Below are 24014 nucleotides of genomic sequence, written 5' to 3'. Positions count from 1 at the left end.
CCGCCCCCTCAGGCTCCGTAGAGCACGATCTTGTTGCCCTGCCGCGCCCATCGCCCACTTTGACCACTGCTGGCCGAAGTTGCCATGCTACCGGCCTGCTTGACCAGGCCAGGTGCGAGCTTGCGTGCGGCGCTGATGGCGGCTGACTGTGCCACCGCGCGCGGGTCGGCACCAGGGGAGGCGGCGGCGGCTTTCTTCACCGTGTCTGCGGCGAGGCGCACAAACTGTTTGGCGCCCTCGAACTCCTGTTCTTCCTGTTCCATTTCGGATTCCAGGCCCAGCGCTCGACCGGCGGCAGACGCCACGCCGCTGCCAATCTTGGCGCCGAGCGGTCCACCCACCATGCCGCCCAGTGCGCGGCCGCCAAAGGGCAAGGCCTTTTTGGCCACGCCCTTGAGCACGCCGCCGACAGCCCGGCCAATGGGAGACCGGATCAAGCGGCGCGCGCCTTTGGACACCCGTTTGATGAGCTTGCCGAGAAACTGATCGAGTTCCTCCTCGCTGTCGACACTGAGCAGCTCGTTGGCCAGCTCGTACTCGTCGGCTTCGGTGAGATCGTTTTCATACTCGCCAGACCATTCCGACTCGTCTGACTCGAACTCGTCGGCTTCGTCAAAGGATGATTCGTCTTCGAATTCCAATTGGTTGCGATCAATGTCATGCATGACAGACTCCTTGGGTGGCAGGTACTACGGATTGAGGGCGTCGATGGAGCGCCCTCGGCGAAAAAATGGGTTCATGAGCGGTCGATTGCCCGTTCTGACAGGGGCGAGACCCGGCGCGAAACGCCGCGCCGCTTCGCCCGCCGCACGCTGCGCCACCTGTTGCGCAGAAGCCGGACCATGGGCTCGGCCTGCACGGTGCGCGGCGTCGGTGGCAAAGCGTGCGAAGTGGCGTGCAAGTTCGAACGCCTGGTCTTCGGGACTCAAGCCTTCGAGTTCGATGCCAAAAGCCCGACCCGATGAGGCCCTGGTCAATGTGCTGCGCTGTTGCAACATGGGTCGACCGACCCGGGTCAGGATTCGAGCCAGGGCGGTGTCCACATCGGCGGCCCTATGGCGTCCGCTGATGCGTGCAACGAGCTGGGTCAGGTAGGACTCCAGCTCGCCTTCCTCGGCGTGCTCGAGCAACTCGGTGGCGATCCACATTTCGTTGCCAACTGCGGGGCTTGCGAGCCGCAACGGCAGTCGCTGCGGGCCCTCCAAGGCATCGATGACCGGACGGTGGTCGAGAAGACTGTGTTTCATCAAGCTCTCCATCAGCGGGGAAGCACGTCATTTGCGCGCCGCCTGGACCTTTCATTGCACAACCCATGCCAGGTGTTTTTCCCCGGTTTTCCGGGGGCAATGGGTGCTCACAGCGAAGCGCTTTTCGTTTGCGCCGACGGAGCGGGATCGATCTGCGAACCGTTCTTCGGTTTGGCGGAGAAGCCCCCGTTTGCGGTTGTGCTTTCGGGAGGGCTTGCGACACCGACACTGCCCGAGCTCGGTGTCAGACCTTGACGACGGCGTGAAACCCTTGCCGCTGGATGAACGAGGATTCACGTGCAAGGCACGGAGCACACGAAAGTGAGAACGCCTGGGCGAGACGGACTTGTTGGGGCCGTGTGCCGAACTGCTGTTGCTCGCAGCCCGACAGGGTCAGGGTCGGTGTGGACTCGATCGGCGGCGTTCCCATGGCGACAGCATTTGTGCCCTGCGCCCTGTGCCTTTGCTTGAGCGGCTGATGCCGGGCTACCTGGTCTGGCGCTGGCTGCCACGCCGGCCGACCGCGATCGGCTCGAGGCTTCGAACCCGCCCGTGCAGGCGGCGCGTTTGTACCAGCGCCTTGGGGGCTTGAAATGTTGAACAGAACCACTGCATTGACACGGTCACTGGTGTCGTGGGCAGGCTTGGCCCAAAGCCCCGTTGGGTCCATCGGCACGGCGCCGGTCCACGTCATCACGGTCGACGCCGTGATCTACCCCGCATGGCCGTTACCGAGGCAATCAGCAGGCAAACTGACTGCAGAACTTTCCACGTCTGCGAATCACGCAGTGGCGTCTGGAGGGATCACTCACGGCGAAAAGTCGTCGACCTGGATCACCCGGTCTGCAGCCTGCAGGTAGGCCAGCGCGGCGGCCGGGTCGCTGGCGCCAGCGGCGGCGGTTTCCAGTGAGCGGGTGCGTCGCAACACTTTGTTGAGTTCGGCCAGTTCCTCGCCCAGCGGTCGTGCCAGTTCGAGGGCCATCATCAGGTCGAGCAGACCGCCTTGTTTGGGGCGGCTGACATCGGGGCACAGGCAGGCGATCAACACCGGGTCGGAGCGCAGCATCTCGGCCAGAGCCAGGGCGCGCTTGTCACTCAAAGGACGCAGCTTGCGCGTGCCGCCCAGCAGCAGCGGTGCGACGAAAGCCAGCGCGGGCGAGGGCAGGTTGTGGTGGAGTTCGCGCAGGATGCGTGCGCCACGCGCCAGTTGAACATCGATGGCGGCGCGCGCCACCGGCAGCATCTTGGGCTCGCCCTCGACCTCGAAGCGCCAGACGCTGGCCGATGCCAGGTACAGGCAAGACAAGACATCGCCCAAGCGCGCCGACAGCAGCTCCAATTGTTTCAACTTGCCGCCGAGCAGGCCCATGGCCAGATCGGCCGTCAATGCGAACTGCGCCGAGAGGCGGGCAATTTTTAAAGCCTCTGCGCGCAGTTCGGGCGGGGGTTGGCCTTGTAGCGACGGGCCGAACACGCTGCGCCCCAGGTTGCGCAGCACATGGGCGCCGTGCGCCAGCAGTGCGGTACCCAGCGCGGAGGCGTCCTTTTGTTCGACCGCCGCCATCTCATTCAGCACCTGCGGGTGGCAGCGCACGGCGCCCTGTCCGAAGATGATCAGGGCGCGGGTCAGGATGTTGGCGCCTTCCACCGTGATCGCGATCGGTGCGTGGCGGTAAGCAACGCCGAGCACATTCTTCGGACCTCGCATGATGGCCTTGCCGCCCAGAATGTCCATGCCGTGGTTGACTGCGCGCCGGCCGGCTTCGGTGAGCTGCACTTTGAGAATCGCACTGGCCACGCTCGGGCGCTCATCTGCGTCGAGCGCCGCGGCGGTGTAGCGCCGCGCGGCGTCGCTGGCGTAGAGATCCACTGCCACTTCGGAGATGAGCGCCGCCACGGCGTGGAACTTGCCGATCGGCAGGCCAAACTGTTCACGGATCTGGCCATAGCCGTTCACAACGAACAACGTCGTCTGCTGCAGCGCCGCACCCATGGCGGGCAGGGAAATTGCACGCCCCGCCGCGAGGCTTTCCATCAGCATGCGCCAACCTTGACCGACTTGTTTTTCGCCACCGATGAGCCATTCCATTGGCACGAACACATCCACCCCGCGCACCGGTCCGTTCATGAAGGAGGAATTCATCGGCATATGGCGCCGGCCCACGTCCATGCCCTCGGTGGGCACCGGGATCAGGGCGCAGGTGATGCCGAGTTCACGCTCGCCTTCCGGGCGAGAGGGGTCGATGGCGTGGAAAGCCAGGCCGACCACGGTGGCCACTGGCGCCAGCGTGATGTAGCGCTTGTCGAAGGTGACGGAGAAGCCGCGCACCCGCTGGCCATCGATCTCAACCTCGGTGAGCGTGCCGATGTCGGGGATGGACGCCGCATCGGATCCGGCGTAGGGTGAGGTCAGGGCAAAACACGGCAGCTCGCGGCCGTCGGCCAGGCGGGGCAGGTAGTGCTGTTTTTGCGCGTCGCTGCCGTAGTGCAGCAGCAGTTCGGCCGGGCCGAGCGAATTGGGCACCATCACCGTCACGGCGACGGCGGCATTGACGGTGGAGATGCGCGTGACCACGGTGGCATGGGCGAAGTGACCGAAGCCAAGTCCGCCGTGTTCCACCGGGATGATCATGCCGAAGAACTTCTTCTCGCGCAGGAACTGCCACACCGCTGGGGGCATGTCGTGCGCCTCATCGATTTCGAATTCATCGAGCATGGCGCAGAGATCGCGCACCTCGTGGTCAAGGAAGGCCTGTTCGGCTTTGCTCAGGCGGTTCGGCCCGCGCGCGCGCAAAGCGTCGAAATCGGGCCGCCCGGCGAACAGGTCGCCTTCGAAGCCCACCGTGCCGGCTTCCAGCGCAGCGCGCTCGGTGTCGCCCATGGCTGGCAGGGCTTTGGAAAACGGGCCGAGTGCGGTGCGGCCCAGAATGTCTGCGAGTCCCATCGACTTCTCCCTGTGGCGGTGTGCCGACCCATGATAGGCCCCCTTGGCGTTGACGGACAGGTTATTGACGCGGCCTGCTTCGCCCCAGGCAAAACCACGGTCCCACGCGGTGAGCTTGAAGCCGGGGGGGCCCCCACCACTTGCGAAGGGGGGCGCTCGTCCAGATCGGTGGATAGGCCGTGTCCTCAGTCTCAGGCCCTGTCGGACGATCTGAACGGGTGGGTTGGCCGTGCGACTTGGGCGGTGGCTCATTCAGGGATCAAGGGACTTTGAGCGCAACGGGCGCGCATCTGGTTTGTCCGGATTTTTCGCGGCATGATGGTCTGCACATTGATTGCCGGAGCGCCACATGAGCAACACCCGTATCGAAGACGACAGTTTTGGCCCCATCGAAGTGCCGGGCGAGCACCTGTGGGGTGCGCAGACACAGCGCTCGATCGAGCACTTCTCGATCTCGGGCGAGCGCATGCCCAGGGAATTGTTGCGCGCGTTGGCGCAGGTCAAAGGCGCCGCCGCACAGGTCAACACCACGCTGGGTGAGCTCGACGCATCGAAGGCGGCTGCGATCGAACAAGTTGTGCGTGAGGTGCTCGATGGACTGCACGACGAAGAGTTCCCACTCGTTGTCTGGCAGACCGGTTCGGGCACACAGAGCAACATGAACATGAACGAGGTGCTGGCCAACAGGGCCTCGCAGCTGCTCGGGGGCCCCATCGGTCGCGAACGCCTCGTGCACCCCAACGACGACGTGAACCGCGGGCAGTCCTCCAATGATGTGTTCCCGACCGCGATGAGCATTGCTGCGGTATTGGCGATCGAAGGGGCCCTGTTCCCCGCGCTCGACGGCCTGCACGCCACATTGGAGGCCAAAGCCAGGGCCTTTGCCGGTATCGTCAAGATCGGCCGCACGCACTTGCAAGACGCCACGCCAATGACGCTCGGTCAGGAGATCTCTGGCTGGGCATCTCAGCTGGCCCATGCACGCCGCCATATAGAGACCACACTGCCGCACCTGCGCGAACTCGCGATCGGCGGCACGGCCGTCGGCACGGGCCTCAACGCGCATCCCGAGTTCGGTCTGCGCATGGCCGATGCGCTCAGCCGTGCCTGCGGAACCGCATTGGTCAGCGCGCCCAACAAGTTCGAGGCGCTGGCCGCACACGACGCGATCGTGCATGCCCACGGCGCGCTGAAGGGCCTGGCCGCGGCGCTCAACAAAATCGCCAACGACGTGCGCTGGCTGGCCTCAGGCCCACGCGCCGGACTGGGCGAACTGCGCATCCCGCAGAACGAGCCGGGCAGCTCGATCATGCCGGGCAAAGTGAATCCGACGCAGTGCGAGGCGTTGACGATGGCTTGCTGTCAGATCATGGGCAACGACGTCACGATCGGCTTGGCCGGCGCATCGGGTGCCTTCGAGCTGAATGTCTACAAGCCTGTGATCGCGCACAACTTGCTGCAAAGCTTGCGCCTGCTGGCCGATGGCATGCGCAGCTTCGAGGTGCACTGTGCAAGCGGCATCGAGCCGGACGAAGCCCGCATCGCAGAGCTGGTGCAGCGTTCGCTGATGCTGGTGACGGCCCTGAACCCGCACATCGGATATGACAAAGCGGCCGAGATTGCCAAGCGCGCGCACCAGGAAGGTTTGTCCCTGCGCGAGGCGGCCATCGCCTCGGGGCACCTGAGCGCTTCGGACTTCGATGCGTGGGTACAGGCTGAACGGATGGTGGGCCCCCGTGGCTGACGTCTGAAGGGCATCGGCAGCGAACCGGTCGGATGGGCAATGGCAGCGTCCTGCTGACAGCGGAGTGCCCCTTTACTTGCGATAAATCCTGTCGACGTTTGGTGGCGCGACGGGCCGTTGTCCTACAGGCTGGCGCGCAGCCCTCCGATAGACGCCGCCGGCCACAACGTCTAGAGTGGATCATTCCGGCGGGAGCAAACTCAAGCCGTGGTCGCCGCATCGTATGGTTGCCCTGCCTGGCTTGATGGCCACCGATCCCGCTCTCGCCAACCGCTCCTGAAGGGCAACTCCCCCCCATGAACTCACATCCCCACCGCCGATTCAGGTTCAGGTATTGGCTGACCGCCGTTGCCGTGCTTGCGCTGCTCGCCTGGAGCAAAGCGGACGAGCGCACCGTCGGCCAGCAGATCGAGAGCACTGTTGCCACATTCGGCCAGAAGGCCGACGAGGCCAGGGTCGATATCCGGCGGGAAATGGCCCAGGCCACGTCTGACACCACGGCGGCCACACAGAAGCTGACCAGCAAACTCGAATCCGCCACCGACAAGGTCGCGTCAAAGGTGCAAGACACCGCAATCACAGTCCGTGTCAAAGCCGAACTGGCCAAAGACGATCAACTCGCCGCGCTGAAGATCGACGTTGACACCCGCCGTGGCGCAGTCAAGTTGCTGGGCACGACGCCCGACGCATCCGCGCGCGAGCGTGCAGACCGCCTGACGGCCAGCGTTCAGGGCGTGATCAGCGTCGACAACCAGTTGGTGGTGCGGGCTTGAGCCGCTGCACCCGCTGTCTTGTGAGCGGGCATGGGCAGGCGCACAGCGTTGTCCAATTCGTTTGTTTGCCTGAATGAGCAGCCTCTACATCGCCTTGCTCGCCGGGAGCCTGCTGGTGGCCTTGGGTCTGGTCGCTGGCCTGTACTCGGCCAAGCTGGGTTTTTCCCACTTGCTTGTGTTTCTGCTGGTGGGCATGCTGGCTGGCGTCGACGGACCGCTGGGGCTGCCGTTCGCCAACCACAAGCTTGCACTCGGCCTCGGCAACATCGCGCTGGCGATGATCTTGCTCGACGGTGGCTTGCGCACACCGCTGTCCAGCATCCGCGCCGGCCTGCTGCCGGCCGGGTTGCTGGCCAGCGTCGGGGTGCTGATCACGGCCGCGGTGGCCGGTGTGGCTGCGATGTGGGCGATGGACATGGACTGGCGCAACGGCCTGCTGCTCGGTGCGGTGATTGCCTCCACCGATGCGGCGGCCGTGTTCAGCCAGTTGCGCAACAGCGGCGCCCGTTTGCCCCGGCGGCTGGCTGCGACGATCGAGGTTGAATCCGGGCTCAATGACCCGGTTGCCGTCTTCCTGACGCTGGCGATGATCGCGCTGATCACCGCACCGGCCGGCCAGGATGCCGGGCTGGCTTCTCTGCTGGCGCGCCAGGCCGGTGTCGGACTGGTGGCTGGTCTGGCGGGCGGCGCTCTGGTTGCTGCTGGGCTGCGGCGCTTGCCGATTGACCGGGACCATGATGGCCTGAGCGCCCTGCTGCTGACCACCGGCGGCATGGCCGTGTTCGCGATCGCGGGCCTGCTCGACGGTTCGGGCTTCCTCGCTGTCTACTTGTTTGGCCTGGTCGTCGGGCACCGAGTGAGCGCCATCGTCAAGCCGGCTTTGACTGCGCTCAACGGCTACACCTGGGTCGCCCAGGCCGGCCTGTTCCTGCTGCTGGGTTTGCTGGTGACGCCGCACGAAATGCTGCGTCTGGCGTGGCCAGCGCTGGCGGTGGCTGCTGCGTTGATGCTGGTGGCGAGGCCCCTGGCCGTTGTGATCTGCCTGACGCCGCTGGGCTTTGGCTGGCGCCAGCAGTTGATGGTTTCCTGGGTGGGGCTGCGCGGTGGGGTTCCCATCGTGCTGGCGGTCTACCCCGTGTTGGCGGGCGTGCCGGGCGCCTACCGCTTCTTTGACGTCGCCTTTGTGGTTGTGCTGAGCTCGCTGTTGCTGCAGGGCCCGAGTCTGGGCTGGCTGGCGCGCCGCCTCGGGTTGCATGGGGTTGCCTTGCCCGACCGCACGGACGCCGCTTGAGCGGTGCCACTGGCTTGGGTCTGCCAGCCGGCCCGCGCATCTGTCCTCGCAACCCGACCTGAGTTGGAAGCCCGCTTCGATTGCCCTGTGGGCGTTCGGTTGCCGAGCCGGGTGGTTGCGTGCTTTGTCCACACCACGGTTGGCGGAGGTGTGGACAATGCGAGCAGATGATGGTTCCTCTTTGACTATTTCAAGAAACAAACAGTACTGGAGACACGATGTCAATTGACGCACACAACCCCACTCTCAGCGCATCCCGCATGCAGGTGGTGTTTGAGCTGCAGGCTGCGACGGCCTTGCGCCTGCGCAGCTCAACCGCGCAGGAGCGCATCGCGAAAATTCGCAAACTGCGCGACGCCGTGATTGCCCACACCGAAGACTGGTACCGCGCCGCTCACGATGACTTCAGGAAACCCCCGGGGGAAGTCGATCTGGCCGAAATTCTGCCAGTGTGTGTAGAGGCCAACGACGCCATTCGAAACCTCAAGAAATGGATGAAGCCTCGGCGTGTCTGGCCGACCCTGCTGACGCTGGGCATGCGCAGCCATGTGCAATATGCGCCGCGGGGTCGCTGCTTGATCATCGGGCCTTTCAACTACCCCGTGAATCTGACCTTGGGGCCATTGGTCTCGGCCATTGCCGCGGGCAACACCGCGATTCTGAAACCCTCAGAGCTGACGCCCAAGTTGTCCGCCCTGATTTGCAAGGTGGTGCGTGAGGTGTTTGCGGAAGACGAGGTCGCGATATTTGAGGGAGAAGCCGACGTGTCGCAGGCGTTGCTGGAGCTGCCGTTTGACCACATTTTCTTCACGGGAAGCCCGACGATCGGCAAGTACGTCATGGGCGCGGCGGCCAAGCATCTCACGAGCGTGACCCTGGAACTGGGTGGCAAGAGCCCGACCATCATTGATGAAAGTGCCGACCTCAAACTGGCGGCCACCAATGTGATGTGGGCCAAATTTGCCAACTCGGGACAGACCTGCATCGCTCCGGACTATGTGTTTGTGCATGAGAGCGTGAAAGACGCGTGGGTGGAAGCTTGCCGCCAACAACTCAAGAAGGCCTATGGCAGCAGTTTGGCCGAACAGAAAGACAGCCCGCACCTGGCGCACATGGTCAATGCGCGCCACACCTCTCGTATCAAGTCGTTGCTCGATGATGCCAATGCCCAAGGCGCGCGGTCGTTGATCGGCGGCGGGGTCAGCGAGGCTGATTGCTTCATTCAACCCACGTTGCTTGACCAGGTCTCCGACCAGTCGCGCATCATGGATGAAGAGATTTTTGGCCCATTGCTGCCGATCATTGGCTACCGGGATATCGGCGAAGTCATCGCCCACATCAACAAGGGTCACAAACCCCTGGCGCTGTACATCTACAGCCGCAACAACACCCATATCGACCAGGTACTGACCAACACCGTTTCCGGCGGCGCTTGCGTCAACCACGCACTGATGCAGTTCCTGCATGGCAATCTGCCTTTTGGTGGCATCAACAACTCGGGTATTGGCAACGCGCACGGCCACTACGGCTTCAAGTCGTTCAGCCATGAACGTGGCGTGGTGCGCACACAGTTCGCCTTCGTCGCTACTTTGTTTGCCGCCGGGGAGGTGCCAATGATGATCCGAAAAGCCATGAAGTCGGCCTTCAAAATCCTTTGAGGCCTTGCCGCCGCAAGGCCCGTCTGGCGATCGCCTTGCCTGGCTGACCGGTGTTTTCGCAGGCTGTTGACGCTGGGTCTTGACGGAGCACGACGGCCCAAACGCAGGCCTTAGGGCGGGTGTTCCTCCGAGCGCCGGCACCCTGCCCGACATTCCATCAATGCGGTTCCGGCGCGCTGACCGCCGGGAGCCCCAGCGTTACTTGACCTTGCCCAGCGCCACCCGATAGGCCTCAAGCTTGGCCTCGTAAGCCTCCGCCTCGCCGTAGTCGAGGAACCGGTTGTAGCGCGAATGCGTGCCCAGGATCTTGTGCGCATGCTTGATGGGGCAGAAATACTGCTCAGTGCGGGCCAGAATTTCGGCCATGTAGCCCATCAGCCCATTGCCGTATTCGCAGTAAGTACAGTGAAATTTTTCGATGAAGTTGAGGTAGCCGAGGTGGTGGCGGTCAAACACAAGGTAGTCGCTGCGCCGGACTTTGGTGATGCCGTAGATGGGGAAGCAGGCCCACTGGTAGAAGCTGACGCAGGCGTCGATCAGCAGCAATGGAATCACCATGCCGTAGATGAGCGGGCCGGTGATCAGGTTCTGTGGGCGGTTGGTCACCAGCCAGCGAAAGAAATTGGTCTTGAGTTTCCGGTGGGCTTCACCGACCGATTGCTCGAATTCGACGCGTTTTCCCTTGATCTGAAAAAACATTCGGCTCTCCTGAGCTTGGACGGCAGTGCGCAGTTCCGCTTCAAGCGCGGCCATCTGGTTCAGAATGGTGTTGATTTGATCGTTCATGGCCCCGAGCATAGACTGGCGAGCCTGTGCTGGTTCGGGTTGTGCACTGAAATGCGCTAACGGTTGCGTGCGTCGCCGAACAGACCGGCCCAGGCGAGGGCTCTACAGGGGTGTTGTTCAGGCACTCGCCCTCCACGACTGGGTGGCACCACCTACGCGAGAAGCATTGAATGTCAAAAATCGAACAACTGGAAATGGACGCACACCGCGCGCAACTCGCTTCTGACCTCAGCGCATTGATCGAAAAGTACCGTTCCATCTTCGACTGGGATGTGCCCGAGGTTGACGAAGCCTTGTCGGATCGCTTGATACTCAAGGCGCTGCGCCAAGCGCTCGACGCTTTTGAAGCGGACTTGCCTGCGGGCAAGCCGGGATGAACCTGCATTCGCCATGGCAACCGAATGCAAAATTGACGTTGCGCCCGGAAGCTGCACCCGGTGCAGATGAGACGGCTCGTCGGCGCAATTCGCTCATGAGGCGCTGCCTTGCCCGAGTGGCGCGGCTGGCTCAAGTCTGAATCGATCCCCAGAACGCGGGCCGTTGCGATCCCGCTGACTTTCCCCATTTGGGGCGCGATTTGGCGTGCATTTCCAGAGCCACCGCTAACCTTGCGCGCTGAGCTGCTGCGCCCGCTCTTGCAGCTTGTTCAGCGCCTGGTGCAGGGCTTGTTGCTCTTGCGGAGCCAGGGCATCCAGCAGGAACTGCTCGCGTGCTTGCACCATCGGTACCACCTTGCCGTGCAACGCTCGGCCTGCGGGCCGCAGGCGCAGCAGCCAGCCGCGGCCGTCTTCGGGATCGGGTATGCGCTCAAGCAGACCATCGCCTTCCAGGCGGCTGACCGCGCGGCTGACCTGCATCTTTTCCAGCGTTGTGCTGGCGATGACCGTCGAGGTTTTTACCTTGCCGGCATCGGCCAGCGCAGCCAGTACCCGCCATTCATCGCGGGACAGCCCGAAACGCTCCCGGTAGACCTGGGCGATGCACTGACTGACGGACTCGCTGAGGACGGCGATCCGGTAGGGGAGGAAGCTGCTGAGATCCATGACAACCTTGGGTGTTTTGCCTTTGCCTCTATGGTAACGGATGATATTTAGAAGGAATCGACCCGTGGCCGAACGATTTGTGGCGCCTGTTGAAGGTATCAAGGTATTCCTGATGCTCCAAATCGGAATTGTTGCCAAAATATAGTAACGTGAGTTACGATATGGTTTCCGAGAAACAAGACCAGGAGACATCATGAAAGTTCAACGCTTCCATCACGTGGCTTACCGCTGTATCGACGCCGAAGAAACCGTGCGTTGGTATGGGAAACACCTGAACATGGATTTCGTGCTCGCCATCGCCGAGGACCAGGTTCCGTCCACGCATGCGCCCGATCCGTACATGCACCTGTTTCTCGACGCAGGCGGCGGCAACATTCTGGCCTTCTTCGAGGTGCCCAATTCCCCTGCGATGGGCCGTGATGCCAACACACCGGAGTGGGTGCAACACATCGCGTTGAAAGTCGACAGCGTTGACGACCTGGTGCAGGCCAAGCAGCGCCTTGAGGCGAGCGGCATTCCGGTCGTGGGCATCACCGACCACGCGATCTTCAAGTCGATCTACTTCTTCGATCCCAACGGGCACCGCCTTGAGCTGGCGGCGGATACCGCTACACCCGAGCAAATGAAGCAGCTCGACGATGTCAAATGGGACATGCTGCAAGAGTGGTCGAAGACCAAACGCGCCCCCAAACACGCCGCCTGGATGCACGCAGCGGAATTCGGCGCTGGCGCCACGAAAGCCTGAGCCCCGGGGGAAAACACACATGCAGAAAACCTATAGCTACCCAGAATTTCCCTACCGGCAAAGCGACGAGCAGCGCTCGGGCACGGTGCGTCGCCATCCGGTGGTGATTGTTGGCGCTGGGCCGATCGGCCTGGCGGCGGCGCTTGAGTGCGCCGCGCGCGGTGTTCCGGCCGTTGTGCTGGACGACAACAACACGGTGAGCATCGGCTCACGCGCTGTGTGCTACGCCAAACGCGCGCTGGAGATCCTGGACCGATTGAACGTCGGCGAGCGCATGGTGAAGAAGGGCGTGAGCTGGAACGTTGGCAAAGTGTTTGTCGAAGGCGAGCTGGCCTACGCCTTCGATTTGCTGCCCGAAGAAGGGCACAAGATGCCCGCCATGATCAATTTGCAGCAGTACTACCTTGAAGAGTACATGGTCGAGGCATGCGACAAGCTTGAGCACGTCGACCTGCGCTGGATGCACAAGCTCATCAGCCTGACGCAGCACGAGGATCACGCCGTGCTGACCGTGGAGACGCCCGATGGGGTCTTTCGCATGGAGGCCGACTGGGTGATCGCCTGTGACGGAGCCAACAGCGACACCCGTCGCATGGTGGGGGGTGAGTTCACCGGACAGTTCTTCCAGGACCGCTTCCTGATCGCCGATGTGGTCATGAAGGCGGAATTCCCCACCGAGCGCTGGTTCTGGTTTGATCCGCCGTTTCACCGCAACCAGAGTGTGTTGCTTCACAAGGAATGCGACAACGTCTGGCGCATCGACTTCCAGCTCGGCTGGGACGCCGACCCTGTCGAAGAAAAGAAGCCGGAAAACGTGATTCCCCGTATTCAGGCCATGCTGGGCGAAGGCGTTGAATTTGAGCTCGAATGGGTGTCGGTCTACCAGTTCGCCTGCCGACGCATCGACAAGCTGCGGTACGGACGGGTGCTGTTCGCCGGCGATGCGGCGCACCAGGTTTCACCTTTCGGCGCCCGGGGCGCCAACACGGGGGTGCAAGACATCGATAACCTGGTCTGGAAGCTCAAGCTGGTGCTCGACGGCCAGGCGTCTGCCGCATTGATGGACACCTACGATGAAGAGCGTGCATTTGCAGCGGACGACAACCTGCTCAATTCGACGCGTTCGACCGACTTCATCACGCCCAAGAGCGCCACCAGCCGAACGTTGCGCGATGCCGTGCTGGAGCTGGCGCGCAGTGAGCCTTTCGCACGGGCCTTTGTGAACAGCGGTCGGCTGTCCACACCCACGCCTTACGTGCACTCTTCGCTGAACACGCCCGAGGAGCACGCATTCAAGGGCTTGATGCGCCCGGGGACCAACTGTGCCGATGCCCCCATCGAGGTGGGCGGCGCAGCAGGCTGGTTGCTCAACCAGCTGGGGCGCTCCTTCGTCTTGCTGTGTTTTGGGCCTGCACCGGTGACCAGCGTCCGCGTGGGCGAGGTTGATGTCAGGGTATTGACCGTGGGCACCGATTTGCTGGACACCCAAGGCCTGCTGGCCCAGCGGTACGACGGCCAACCTGGGACGGTTTATCTTGTCAGACCCGACCAGCACGTGGCGGCCCGCTGGCGCAGCTTTGACGTGCCCAAGATCAAGGCGGCACTGCTGCGTTGCATCGCCAAAAAAGGAGAATGACATGGCACTGATACGCACAACCCAAATCGAAGACCCCGATGGTTTCTACGAAGAGCTGGTGGGCGCCCAACGCGACCTGTCAGATGACCAGGCACAGCGCTTGCTGGCGAAGCTGGTCTTGATACTGGCCAACCACGTGGGCGATCGCCGGGTGCTCAGCGAAGCGATTCAATTGGCGGTGACGTCCACGCGGTGAGCGCAGCGAGCCACCCCGCATGGGGCACTTTCCGCCAGGGTTTGCCTGCCAGCGCCTGAAAGCAAAGCCCATTGCCTTCAGCGGGCCACTAAAGCGCGCTTGAACCGAGTTCACGAACGCGCCTGCGGCTCTGCTAAGCGCCGTTCAATGGGCTGTCGTCAATGATGGATACTTTGCTGGCCTTCAGTGCTTGCTGCACGGTGCGGCGCAGCGCACTGTTGGAGCGGAGCAGCAGTTCCATGGAAGCTGGGGCCAGCGTGCCCAGTGCGCCGGCCTCGAGCAAGGCCGCCTTGACCTGCTGGTAGTGCATTTCCCACGTGTCCGCGTCCGCTTCTGCGTTGGCGATCGGGTCCGTGCTTGTGGTTGTTTCTGTTCCTACAGCGGCGCTGGTGTCGCTGCTGGTCGCTGCTTCGCCTTCAGCGTCGTCTTGTGAGGCGAGGCGCTGCAAAAGCGCCACAGCGGCCTCCCGCAGGCGGCCCACCGTGGTCACGATCGAATGGCCAGAGTTCAAGAGGTGTGCAGGAAGATTCTCCGTGGCAGCAGCGATGGCCGGCAGTTGTTCCACCACGCTGGTGTAGTAGTCGGAGCGCCGCAATACCTTGGCCAGGCGCAACGCAGTCTCCTGCGTCATCGCTGCCCGGTTCAGCTGAATGACAAAAGCGTCGATGTTCGAATCCAGTGCGGCCAGCGTGCGCTGGGCGCGTGGCAGTTCGCGCGAGGGCGTGGTGCGCAGCAGCGCCACGTTGCATGCCGCCCGCAAGGCTATGTTTCCGTACCGGGCAACCTCCCGGTTCAGGGCATCGATGGCCAGGGCGGGCAGGGCAGCGGTGGAGGTGTCGAGGTAGCGCGCCCGCGACTCGTCTTCTTCGGCAGAGCGAAAGCGCGCTTGCAGAAATACCGCCAGGCGGTCGCTGAGTGGCCACATCAGCAGAACACCGAGCAAGTTGAACACGGTGTGGAACAGCGCCAGGGCCGTGGCGATGTCTGCTGGTGCACCGATCCAGCCACCAAACCATTGTGTTGCGTGCAGAAGCCATGGCAGCGTCAGGAAGGCGACGCCACCGGTCATCAGGTTGAACAACACGTGAGCGGCGGCCGCGCGGCGCGCGTTGGCGGTGGCGCCTATGGCTGCGATGAGTGCTGTTCCAGTCGTGCCGATGTTGGAGCCGATCACCACGGCAGCGGCCGCTTCCAGCCCCAGAAGCCCACCTTGCGCAGCCGTGAGTGTCAGTGCGGTGGCCGCGCTGGAGGATTGCATCAGCAGGGTGAGCAGTGCGCCGACCAGCACATGCGCGACCATGCCCCAGAAGCCCTCGATTTGCGGGAAAGTGATGCCCGCCGACAGATCGGTGAACGCTGTGCGCAACACGTCGATGCCGAGGAACAGCACGCCAAATCCTGCCAGTGCCAGCCCGATGCTGCCGCGCCGCGCATTGCCACCCGTCAGGCGCAGCAGCATGCCCAGGCCAATGAGCGGCATCGCCAGCAGGTCGATCTTGATCTTCAGGCCCAGCAGGGCCACCAGCCAGCCAGTGATGGTTGTGCCCACGTTGGAGCCGAACAGCACCCACAGGACCTGCCCCAGTGTCAGCAGGCCGGCATTGACAAAACCGATCGCCGCCACGGTCACGGCACTCGATGACTGAACCACAGCCGTGAGCATGATGCCGCTCCCGAGCGCGCGCCAACGTGTCCGGGTGGACCGCGCCAGTACTTCCCGCAGGGCGGAGCCCGAGGCCAGGCGAAGCCCTTCGGTCATCAGCCACATGCCGAGCAGAAAGAGGCCGATGCCGCCGAGGAGGGCGCCCGATTGGAGAACGGTCAGCATGACATTGTCTTGAAGAGGTGCGGCGTGGATAGCGCTGTCTAATGTAGCAATGGAAACGAAGTCCATTCATGGGTCGCATGCCGGCCCGCACCAGGGCCTTGCGCCCGTTTCATTCAGGCTGGCCTTCAGGGCGCCAGCCATTCGTAGGCGTAACCCACACCATAGACCGAGCGAATGGGGCTGTCGCCCTCGCTGGCTTGTTCGAGCTTTCTTCGAATGTTGCGAATGTGGCTGTCGATGGCGCGGTCGGTGACGGCCCGGCCGTCGTCATGCAGGTGCTCCAGCAGCTGGTCTCTGGAAAAAACCCGGCCTGGGTGCCTGGCCAACGTTCCCAACAACCGAAGCTCCGCGGTTGTCAGATCCAGGTCGTGGTGGCCCCAACTCGCCCGACAGGCCGATTCGTCGATGCGCAATGGCGCCTCGGATACAGGGCTGTCTGGGCGCCCCTGGGTTGCGTGCCATTGTGAACGCCGGAGCTGGGCCTTCACCCGCGCCACCACTTCCCTCGGGCTGTAGGGTTTGCAGAGGTAATCATCGGCCCCGATTTCCAGCCCGAGCAAGCGGTCCACTTCTTCCACCCGCGCGGTGAGCATGATGATGGGCGCGCGGCTGAAGAGGCGCACTTCTTTGCAAATGTCGACGCCATCGCGGCCAGGCAGCATCAGGTCGAGCAGGATGATGGACGGTTGGAGATCGTGAACCGCCTGGACCGCCAGAGCCCCATCAGAGACCAGATGCGGCTCCAGTTCCGCTGCGCGCAGATAGTTGGCCAGCAGCGTGGCGAGCTTGGGCTCGTCTTCGACGATCAGAACCGTGGTCATGTGGATGGGGCTTCCCGGGGCAGTTGAACCGAAATACACACGCCACCCAAGGCCGACGCGCGTGCGGTGATGTGGCCGCCGTGGGCCTGCACGATGTTGCTGCAAATCGCGAGCCCCAGCCCGGATCCGCCTGTGGCGCGGCTGCGCGAGCCATCGACCCGGAAAAAGCGGTCAAAGAGCTGGTCCTGCATCGCTGCGGGCACGCCGGGCGCGCTGTCTTCGATCGCCAGTTGCCATTCGCCGGGGGTGCCTTCGAGCGTGATCTGGACCGTGCCGGGTGCATCGGTATAGCGCCTGCAGTTTTCGAACAGGTTGTCCATGAGTTGGTGCAAACGCGCGGCATCGCCGGACACCATGGCGCTCGGCGGAAGCCGCGACAGGTTCAGCGCCAGTCCGGCGGCGTGCATGCGACCCTGGTGGGCTTGTGCGGCGCGCTGCAGCAAAGGCACCAGATCCAGGGGCTCCTGGCGGTAGCTCAAGGCCCCGGCATCGGACAGGGCGAGTTCGTGCAAGTCTTCGACCAAGCCGCCGATGCGGGCCACTTCGGCTTGCAGGGAAGCCACGGACTCGCCGTTCAACGGCATGATGCCGTCTTCCAGCGCTTCCAGCTCGCCTTTGAGAATGCCCAAGGGGGTGCGCAATTCGTGCGACACGTCGGCCATGAATTCGCGCCGCAGGCTTTCATTGCGCCCCAGGGTCAAGGCCAGGTGGTTGAAATCACGGGCGAGCTGGCCCACCTCGTCTTGGCTGTCCACCGGCACGCGGACGTCGTGGTGGCCGGCGGCGAGCCGGTGGGTGGCGGCGGCCACGCGGCGAACGGGCGCGAGCAGGGAGCGAGCGACCCACCACGCAATCAAGGCTGAGAGCCCCAGGGCCAGGATGGCGATGGCCACGGTGGTTTTGGCCTGGCCTTGTTGAAATCGCTGGTCGCCGCCGTCGGCAACCGATTCAAACGGGGCCATGGTCAACCAGCCCACGGTTTCGCCTCGGGCACGAATCGGCACTTGCACCACTTCCTTGCCCGTGCTGGGGAAGCCCCCCACCCACTGTTTCTGGCGGTCCAGCAAGCTCATGCGCAACATGGCGCCGGTGAGATCGGAAGTCAGAATGTTGCTGGTCACCGATTGCGCGCGCAGATCGTCCTCGGGTTGCGGACGCAGCATCTTGTGCCAGCTCTTGGGGTTCTCGCGCAAAAAATCCCAGTTGCCGTGCTCCAGGTAGGCACGCTCCAGCCGGGGCTGTGCCACGGCCATGCGCTCGGTGGACAGATCGTTGAGGTAGCCCAGAAACCCCCGTTCAAAGTTCAGGCGCGTGGCCACCCCCACCAGCACGATGGCCAGTGCGGATGTGGCCAGAACGGCGAGAAAGAGGCGGGTGGACATACCTAAACGCATAGCGCATTGGAACCGATCACCTGCGGTGTCGCCAAGCCCGGGTTCCATGGCACCTCAGAGCCAGAGGGTCTTCAATTTCCCTGCATATTTGCACCGCACCATTTGTGCAGTTATTCAGAATGAACGCAGGAACCCCCATGACCGCCTCTACCCACCGGGTATCTCAACCCGGGCCACGAATCCCCGTCCCCTTTGCCCGGCCAACGCTGTGGTGTGTGGGCCTTGCCCTGGTGCTGGCCGGGTGTTCCGATGGCAAAGCCGACGGTGCCGGTGCGGCACCCCCCGCTGTGGAGGTGGGGGTGGTGACGGTGGTGTCGCAACCTTTGGCGCTGGAGACCGAGCTGGCCGGGCGCACGGTGGCCGCCCTGTCGGCCGAGGTGCGGCCCCAGGTGACGGCGCTGGTGCGCGAGCGCCTGTTCAAAGAAGGCAGCCTGGTCAAGGCGGGCCAAGCGCTGTACCAGCTGGACAGCACCAGTGCCGAAGCCGCCTTGCGCGTGGCCCAGGCCAATGTCGCCAAGGCCCAGGCCACGCTCTCGGCAGCCGAGATGAAAGCCGCCCGCCAGGCGGCCTTGCTCAAGGCCGAGGTGAGCACGCCTCAGGACAATGAAGATGCCCAGGCCGCCTTGCTGCAGGCTCGGGCCGAGGTGCAGGCCGCAAAGGCCACGCAGGTCAATGCCCAGGTCGACCTGGACCGCACGCGCATCGTGGCGCCGATCGCGGGCCGGGTTGACACCTCCACCGTCACCCGGGGCTCCCTGGTGACGGCCAACCAGACCACCGCGCTCACCACGGTGCAGCAGCTCGACCCGATCTGGGTGGATGTGGCGCAGAGCAGCGCCGACTGGCTGCGCCTGCGCAGGCAGCTCGACAGCGGTGCACTGGAAAAAGGTGAAACCGCTGTGGGCCTGACGCTGGAAGACGGCTCGCGTTATGAACACGACGGTGTCTTGCAGGTGCAGGGCGTGGCCGTGGACGCCAGCTCGGGTGCCATGACCTTGCGTGCCCAGGTGCCCAACCCCGACGGCCTGCTGCTGCCCGGCATGTATGTGCGGGTGAGTCTGAACCAGGCGGTGGACCCTGATGCGATTCTGGTGCCCCAGGCGGGGGTGACCCGCAATGCGCGGGGCGACGCCAGTGCCATGGTGGTGAAGGAAGACGGATCGATCGAGAAGCGGGCGGTAAAAACCGCAGCGGCTGTCAACGGCCAGTGGCGTGTGACCGAGGGTTTGAAGTCGGGCGACCGGCTGGTGGTGGAAGGTGTGGCCAAGGTCAAGAACGGCCAGATTGTTCATGCCGTGCCCATGGGGGCTGCCAAGGCCGATGCCGCGCCTGTTGCGGCGCCTGCTGCTCCTGCCGCTGCTCACTGACTGGAACGCACCCATGGCCCGCTTCTTCATTGACCGACCGATTTTTGCCTGGGTGATCGCCATTGCGATCATGCTCGCTGGCGCACTCGCCATGCTCACGCTGCCGCTGGAGCAGTATCCCGATATCGCTCCCACCAGCATCCGGGTGCAGGCCAACTACAGCGGCGCTTCGGCCCAGACGGTGGAAGATTCTGTGACCCAGGTCATCGAGCAGCGCATGACCGGGCTCGACGGGTTGCAAAGCATGTCCTCGTCTTCCAGCTCCACCGGCAGTGCCACCGTGTCGCTCAGCTTCATCTCGGGCACCGATCCCGATGTGGCGCAGATGCAGGTACAGAACAAGCTGGAGCAGGCCATGACGCAACTGCCCCAGGCTGTGCAAAACCAGGGGGTCACGGTGACCAAGACTGGGGTGGACTTTCTGTTGATCGCCAGCCTGACGTCTGACGATCCCAAGATCACTTCGTCCGACATCGGCGACTACGTGGCGTCGAGTCTGGTGGACCAGATCAGCCGCATCAACGGGGTGGGCGAGGTGGTGACGCTGGGTTCCGGCTACGCCATGCGCATCTGGTTGAACCCGACGCTTCTGGAAAAGTATGCGTTGATGCCCAGCGACATCAGCGCTGCACTGACCTCGCAGAACACCCAGGTGTCTGCCGGTGCGCTAGGGTCTTTGCCTGCCGTTGAAGGCCAGCAGCTGAACGCCACCATCACCGCGCGCAGCAAGTTGCGCAGCGTGGCCGAATTTGAGCAAGTGTTCCTCAAGGCGAACAGCGATGGTTCGGTGGTCACGCTGGGCGATGTCGCCCGCCTCGAGCTGGGCAGTGAGAGCTACACCGTGCAGGGGGCTTACAACGGCAAGCCCACGACGGGCATGGGGGTGCGCCTGGCCTCCGGCTCGAATGCGTTGGCGGTGTCGGCTGCGGTGAAGGCCAAGCTGGCGCAGCTCGCGCCATTTTTCCCCGATCAGATCAAGGCCGAGATCGGCTACGACACCACGCCTTTTGTACAGGTCTCCATTGAAGAGGTGGTCAAGGCCCTGGCCGAGGCGATGTTGCTGGTGGTGTTGATCATGGCGCTGTTCATGCAGAACCTGCGCGCCACCTTGATCCCGGCGATTGCCGTGCCGGTGGTGTTGCTGGGCACCATTGGTGTGCTTCAGGTGTTTGGCTATTCGATCAACACGCTCACCATGTTCGGCATGGTGCTGGCCATTGGCTTGCTGGTGGACGATGCCATCGTGGTGGTGGAAAACGTGGAGCGCCTGATTTCTGAAGAGGGCCTGTCGCCCCGCGAAGCCACGCGCAAAAGCATGGACCAGATCACGCCTGCGTTGGTGGGCATCACCCTGGTGTTGTCGGCGGTGTTCGTTCCCATGGCGTTTTTCACCGGGTCCACCGGCGTGATCTACCGCCAGTTCAGTATCACCATCGTCTCGGCCATGGTCTTGAGTGTGCTGGTGGCCTTGACGCTGACGCCCGCCTTGTGCGCCTCGCTGTTGCCGCCCGCCGGTCACGCCAAAATCAAAGGGCCACTGGGGAGCTTCTTCTCGGCGTTCAACACCGGGTTTCTGAAGAGCAGCGAAGGCTACCGCAACGTGGTCTCCAAGACCTTGAACCGGGGCGGGCGCATGATGGTGATTTACGCCTTGCTGGTGGCGGGTCTGGCCTACGGCTTTACCCGCTTGCCCACATCGTTTCTGCCCGATGAAGACCAGGGTTTGCTGTCGCTCACGGTGCAGTTGCCTTCGGGCGCTACGGACTCCCGCACGGCTGCCGTCTTGAAAGATGTTGAAGCCTATCTGGGCAAACAACCCGAGGTGGCGGGTTTCATTGCGCTGCGCGGCCGGGGGGGTGATCAGGCCATTGGCAACATGTTCATCCGCCTCAAGAACTGGAGTGAGCGCGGTGGCAGCGGGCAGAGCGCCGGTGCGCTGGCTCAGCGGTTCAACCGCGAGCTCTCCAAGACGCGCGATGCGCGGGTTTTTGTGGCATTGCCACCCGCCGTGCGCGGACTGGGCAGCAATGCCGGCTTCACCCTGCAGTTGCAGGACCTGGGCGGACTGGGCCAGGAAACTTTGCAAACTGCACGCGACCGTTTCATCGAGCTGGCCGGCCAGGATGAGCGCGTCACCGGGGTGCGCGCCAGTGGGGTGCCGGCCTCGCCGCAGCTGCAGGTGAGCATCGATGACCACAAGGCATCGGCCCTGGGTTTGAGCACCGCAGACATCAACGCCACCTTGTCTTCGGCGCTGGGCGGCACCTACATCAACGATTTCATCAACGCCTCGCGTGTGAAAAAGGTGTACATGCAAGGCGATGCGGTTTACCGCATGCAGCCTGAGGACGTCTTGCGCTGGCAGGTGCGCAACCGCGCGGGCGACATGGTGCCGCTGTCGACATTTGCCTCGGTGGACTGGAGCAGCGGCCCCTCGAAGCTGGAGCGCTACAACGGCCTGTCGTCTTACGAAATCGTGGGCTCACCGACCGAGAACGCCAGTTCGGGTGACGCCATGGACGCGGCCGAGGAAATCATCTCGAAACTGAATCAAGACGTGGGACAAGGCATTGGATTTGAATGGTCGGGGCAGTCCTACCAGGAGCGCTTGTCGGGTTCCCAGGCGCCCGCACTTTATGCCCTGTCCATCCTGTTTGTGTTCCTGTGTCTGGCTGCGTTGTACGAGAGCTGGTCGGTGCCGTTCGCGGTGATGCTGGTGGTGCCCATGGGTGTCATCGGAGCGGTGTCGGCGACCTGGTTGGCGGGTTTGTCCAACGATGTGTATTTCCAGATTGGCCTGCTCACCACGGTGGGGCTGTCGGCCAAGAACGCCATCCTGATCGTGGAGTACGCGCAGCAGTTGCAGGCCCAGGGCGAGACCCTCGTGGCCGCCACGCTGGATGCTGTGAAGCTGCGGCTGCGGCCCATTCTGATGACCTCGCTGGCCTTCATGTTTGGTGTGTTGCCGCTGGCCTTGTCCACCGGCGCCGGCTCGGGCAGCCGTCGGGCCATTGGCACGGGTGTGCTGGGTGGCATGTTGAGCGCCACGGTGCTGGGCTTGTTGTTTGTGCCGGTGTTGTATGTGTTGATTCGGCGCTGGTTTGACCGGCGTCGCGGTGCCGATGCGGCAGCCTTGCAGGGAGTTTCGGCATGAAGGCCACTTGGGTTTCTTTGGCGTGTGCGCTGGCATTGGGTGGCTGTGCCGCAGTGGATGGCGGCGGCCAGGCCGGCGATGTGTCGCAACGGGTGCCCGCCACAGTGGGCAGCCGGGCAGTCGATGGCGCCATGCCGCTCCCTGCGGGGACTGCGCTGGCCTGGCGCGACATGATCGTGGACCCGGCCCTCAAAGCCGCGGTGGAGCTGTCGTTGCTCAACAACCGCGACTTGCGAGTGGCGGCGTTGAACATCGAAGCCACCCGGGCGCAATACGGGATTCGATCGGCCGACATGGGCCCCACGGTGAAAGCCGCCGCCACCGCCACGGCGGGCACCACGCGGGCCGCCACCGCCTCGCTGGGCGTTGCCGCCTGGGAGCTGGATTTGTGGGGGCGACTGAGCAGCCTCAAAGGCGCCGCCTTGGCCACTTTCCTGGCCAGCGAGCAGACGCGCGACAGCGTGCAAGCGAGCCTGGTGGTGTCGGTGGCCCAGGCCTGGCTGACGCTGGACGCGGATCAACAAAAGCGCGAACTGACGGACAAGACGCTGCAGAGTCGGGAACGCAGCCTGGAATTGATCGGGCGCCGTCGCACGCTGGGCGCGGCGAGTGCGCTTGAAGTGGCCACTGCTCGGGCCGCCGTGGAAACAGCGCGGGGCGATCTGGCCACGCTGCAAGCACAAGTGGAGCAAGACCTCAGCGGCTTGCGCTTGCTGGTGGGCACGGAGCTCCCGACACAGGCGTTGCCGGTCATCCGGGTGGCCAACGCAGGTGAGGCCTCGGGCAACGCCGCGGTTCAGCTGGTGGACGTGCCCGCCGGCTTGTCGTCCACGGTGTTGCTGCAACGCCCCGATGTGCGGGCCGCCGAGCAAGCATTGCAGGCGGGCCGTGCCAATGTGGCCGCCGCGCGCGCGGCACGCTTCCCCACACTGAGCCTGACAACGGCGGTGGGCCGCAGCAGCAGCGACGTGGGCAGTCTGTTTTCAGCGGGCAATGGCGTGTGGAGTTTCATGCCTTCGCTGAGCCTGCCAATTTTCGACGGCGGCGCCAGCCGGCTGGCAGAAGAAGCGGCCCGGGTGCAGCAGCAGGTGCTGCTGGCCAACTACGACAAAGCGATCCAGACGGCGTTCAAGGAGACGGCCGATGCCTTGATCGTGCGCGAAAGCATGGCAACGCGGCTGCAGGCGCAAGACGCGCTGCATGCGGCCTATGCCGAGACCTTGCGGCTGGTGCTGGCGCGACAGCAAGCGGGGGCCGAAACGGCCACCGCGGTGCTGGACGCCCAGCGTTCGCTGTATGCCGCGCAGCAAGGCTTGATCGGCTTGCGTTTGATCGAACAGGGCAATCGGTTGACCCTGTTCAAGGTGCTCGGCGGCCGTTGATGGCG

19 protein-coding genes are annotated in these 24014 nt (G+C 63.7%); 11 read left to right on the top strand and 8 right to left on the bottom strand.

All coding sequences use genetic code 11. The features are described 5' to 3' along the window. Window positions 1-8 precede the first annotated feature (8 nt). From E5678_RS13175 to E5678_RS13165, 3 genes are all read right to left on the bottom strand, one after another. Window positions 9-665: a hypothetical protein gene (locus E5678_RS13175; protein ID WP_136178948.1), complete on the bottom strand. Its 657-nt coding sequence runs from the start codon at window positions 663-665 to the stop codon at window positions 9-11. Window positions 666-689: 24 nt separating this feature from the next. Next, window positions 690-1247: a hypothetical protein gene (locus E5678_RS13170; protein WP_136178947.1), complete on the bottom strand. Its 558-nt coding sequence runs from the start codon at window positions 1245-1247 to the stop codon at window positions 690-692. An 808-nt stretch (window positions 1248-2055) separates the two neighbouring features. Next, window positions 2056-4191 carry an acyl-CoA dehydrogenase gene (locus E5678_RS13165; protein ID WP_136178946.1) on the bottom strand — a complete coding sequence of 712 codons (2136 nt, stop codon included), beginning with the start codon at window positions 4189-4191 and terminating at the stop codon, window positions 2056-2058. Window positions 4192-4540: 349 nt separating this feature from the next. On the opposite strand from E5678_RS13165, the gene fumC reads away from it, so the two are divergent. From fumC to E5678_RS13145, 4 genes are all read left to right on the top strand, one after another. Then, on the top strand, window positions 4541-5935 hold the full coding sequence (fumC, locus tag E5678_RS13160; RefSeq protein WP_136178945.1) for a class II fumarate hydratase: 1395 nt from the start codon (window positions 4541-4543) through the stop codon (window positions 5933-5935). Between the two features lie 296 nt (window positions 5936-6231). Further along, entirely contained in the window at window positions 6232-6708 is a 477-nt protein-coding gene (locus E5678_RS13155) for a BON domain-containing protein (protein ID WP_136178944.1), read from the top strand. Window positions 6709-6781: 73 nt separating this feature from the next. Continuing rightward, a complete protein-coding gene (locus E5678_RS13150) occupies window positions 6782-7999 on the top strand; it encodes a potassium/proton antiporter (protein WP_136178943.1) in 1218 nt (405 codons plus the stop codon). A 218-nt stretch (window positions 8000-8217) separates the two neighbouring features. Beyond that, the gene (locus E5678_RS13145) at window positions 8218-9657 is read left to right on the top strand and encodes an aldehyde dehydrogenase family protein (protein ID WP_136178942.1); all 1440 of its coding nucleotides are present in this window, start codon (window positions 8218-8220) and stop codon (window positions 9655-9657) included. A 198-nt stretch (window positions 9658-9855) separates the two neighbouring features. Here E5678_RS13145 and E5678_RS13140 read toward each other — a convergent pair whose 3' ends face one another. Further along, the gene (locus tag E5678_RS13140; RefSeq protein WP_136178941.1) at window positions 9856-10443 is read right to left on the bottom strand and encodes a hypothetical protein; all 588 of its coding nucleotides are present in this window, start codon (window positions 10441-10443) and stop codon (window positions 9856-9858) included. A 170-nt stretch (window positions 10444-10613) separates the two neighbouring features. Here E5678_RS13140 and E5678_RS13135 point away from each other — a divergent pair, with 170 nt between their 5' ends. Then, window positions 10614-10820: a hypothetical protein gene (locus E5678_RS13135; protein ID WP_136178940.1), complete on the top strand. Its 207-nt coding sequence runs from the start codon at window positions 10614-10616 to the stop codon at window positions 10818-10820. 225 nt (window positions 10821-11045) lie between these two features. On the opposite strand, the gene E5678_RS13130 is transcribed toward E5678_RS13135, so the two are convergent. After that, on the bottom strand, window positions 11046-11486 hold the full coding sequence (locus E5678_RS13130) for a MarR family winged helix-turn-helix transcriptional regulator (RefSeq protein ID WP_136178939.1): 441 nt from the start codon (window positions 11484-11486) through the stop codon (window positions 11046-11048). Window positions 11487-11679: 193 nt separating this feature from the next. On the opposite strand from E5678_RS13130, the gene E5678_RS13125 reads away from it, so the two are divergent. Genes E5678_RS13125 through E5678_RS13115 form a run of 3 tightly spaced genes read left to right on the top strand, consistent with a single transcriptional unit; the run spans window position 11680 to window position 14063 of the window. After that, window positions 11680-12231, top strand: coding sequence for a VOC family protein (locus E5678_RS13125; protein WP_136178938.1), 552 nt, complete (start codon window positions 11680-11682; stop codon window positions 12229-12231). Window positions 12232-12250: 19 nt separating this feature from the next. Then, a complete protein-coding gene (locus tag E5678_RS13120; protein WP_136178937.1) occupies window positions 12251-13867 on the top strand; it encodes an FAD-dependent oxidoreductase in 1617 nt (538 codons plus the stop codon). A 1-nt stretch (window position 13868) separates the two neighbouring features. Then, a complete protein-coding gene (locus tag E5678_RS13115; protein WP_136178936.1) occupies window positions 13869-14063 on the top strand; it encodes a DUF2783 domain-containing protein in 195 nt (64 codons plus the stop codon). A 133-nt stretch (window positions 14064-14196) separates the two neighbouring features. Here E5678_RS13115 and E5678_RS13110 read toward each other — a convergent pair whose 3' ends face one another. The 3 genes from E5678_RS13110 to E5678_RS13100 form a co-directional block, all read right to left on the bottom strand. Next, complete coding sequence (locus tag E5678_RS13110) at window positions 14197-15891, bottom strand: Na/Pi symporter (protein ID WP_136178935.1); 1695 nt, start codon at window positions 15889-15891, stop codon at window positions 14197-14199. 125 nt (window positions 15892-16016) lie between these two features. Then, entirely contained in the window at window positions 16017-16712 is a 696-nt protein-coding gene (locus E5678_RS13105; RefSeq protein WP_136178934.1) for a response regulator, read from the bottom strand. Then, window positions 16709-18094, bottom strand: a complete 1386-nt coding sequence (locus E5678_RS13100; protein ID WP_247596769.1) for an ATP-binding protein — start codon at window positions 18092-18094, stop codon at window positions 16709-16711. Before E5678_RS13100 ends, E5678_RS13105 begins: the two co-directional genes overlap by 4 nt. Before the next feature lie 149 nt (window positions 18095-18243). Between E5678_RS13100 and E5678_RS13095 the strand changes: the two genes are divergently transcribed. From E5678_RS13095 to E5678_RS13085, 3 genes are read left to right on the top strand one after another with little or no spacing between them, the layout of a single operon-like run. After that, window positions 18244-19473 carry an efflux RND transporter periplasmic adaptor subunit gene (locus E5678_RS13095; protein ID WP_136178933.1) on the top strand — a complete coding sequence of 410 codons (1230 nt, stop codon included), beginning with the start codon at window positions 18244-18246 and terminating at the stop codon, window positions 19471-19473. Window positions 19474-19486: 13 nt separating this feature from the next. Continuing rightward, entirely contained in the window at window positions 19487-22627 is a 3141-nt protein-coding gene (locus E5678_RS13090) for an efflux RND transporter permease subunit (RefSeq protein WP_136178932.1), read from the top strand. Further along, on the top strand, window positions 22624-24009 hold the full coding sequence (locus E5678_RS13085) for an efflux transporter outer membrane subunit (protein ID WP_136178931.1): 1386 nt from the start codon (window positions 22624-22626) through the stop codon (window positions 24007-24009). Before E5678_RS13090 ends, E5678_RS13085 begins: the two co-directional genes overlap by 4 nt. The last annotated feature ends 5 nt before the right edge of the window (window positions 24010-24014 follow it).

The sequence above is a fragment of the Hydrogenophaga sp. PAMC20947 genome, from assembly GCF_004795855.1.
Taxonomy (GTDB): domain Bacteria; phylum Pseudomonadota; class Gammaproteobacteria; order Burkholderiales; family Burkholderiaceae_C; genus Hydrogenophaga.
The sequence above is the reverse complement of the archived record's forward strand: the minus strand, read 5'-3'. Positions and strand labels throughout refer to the sequence as shown.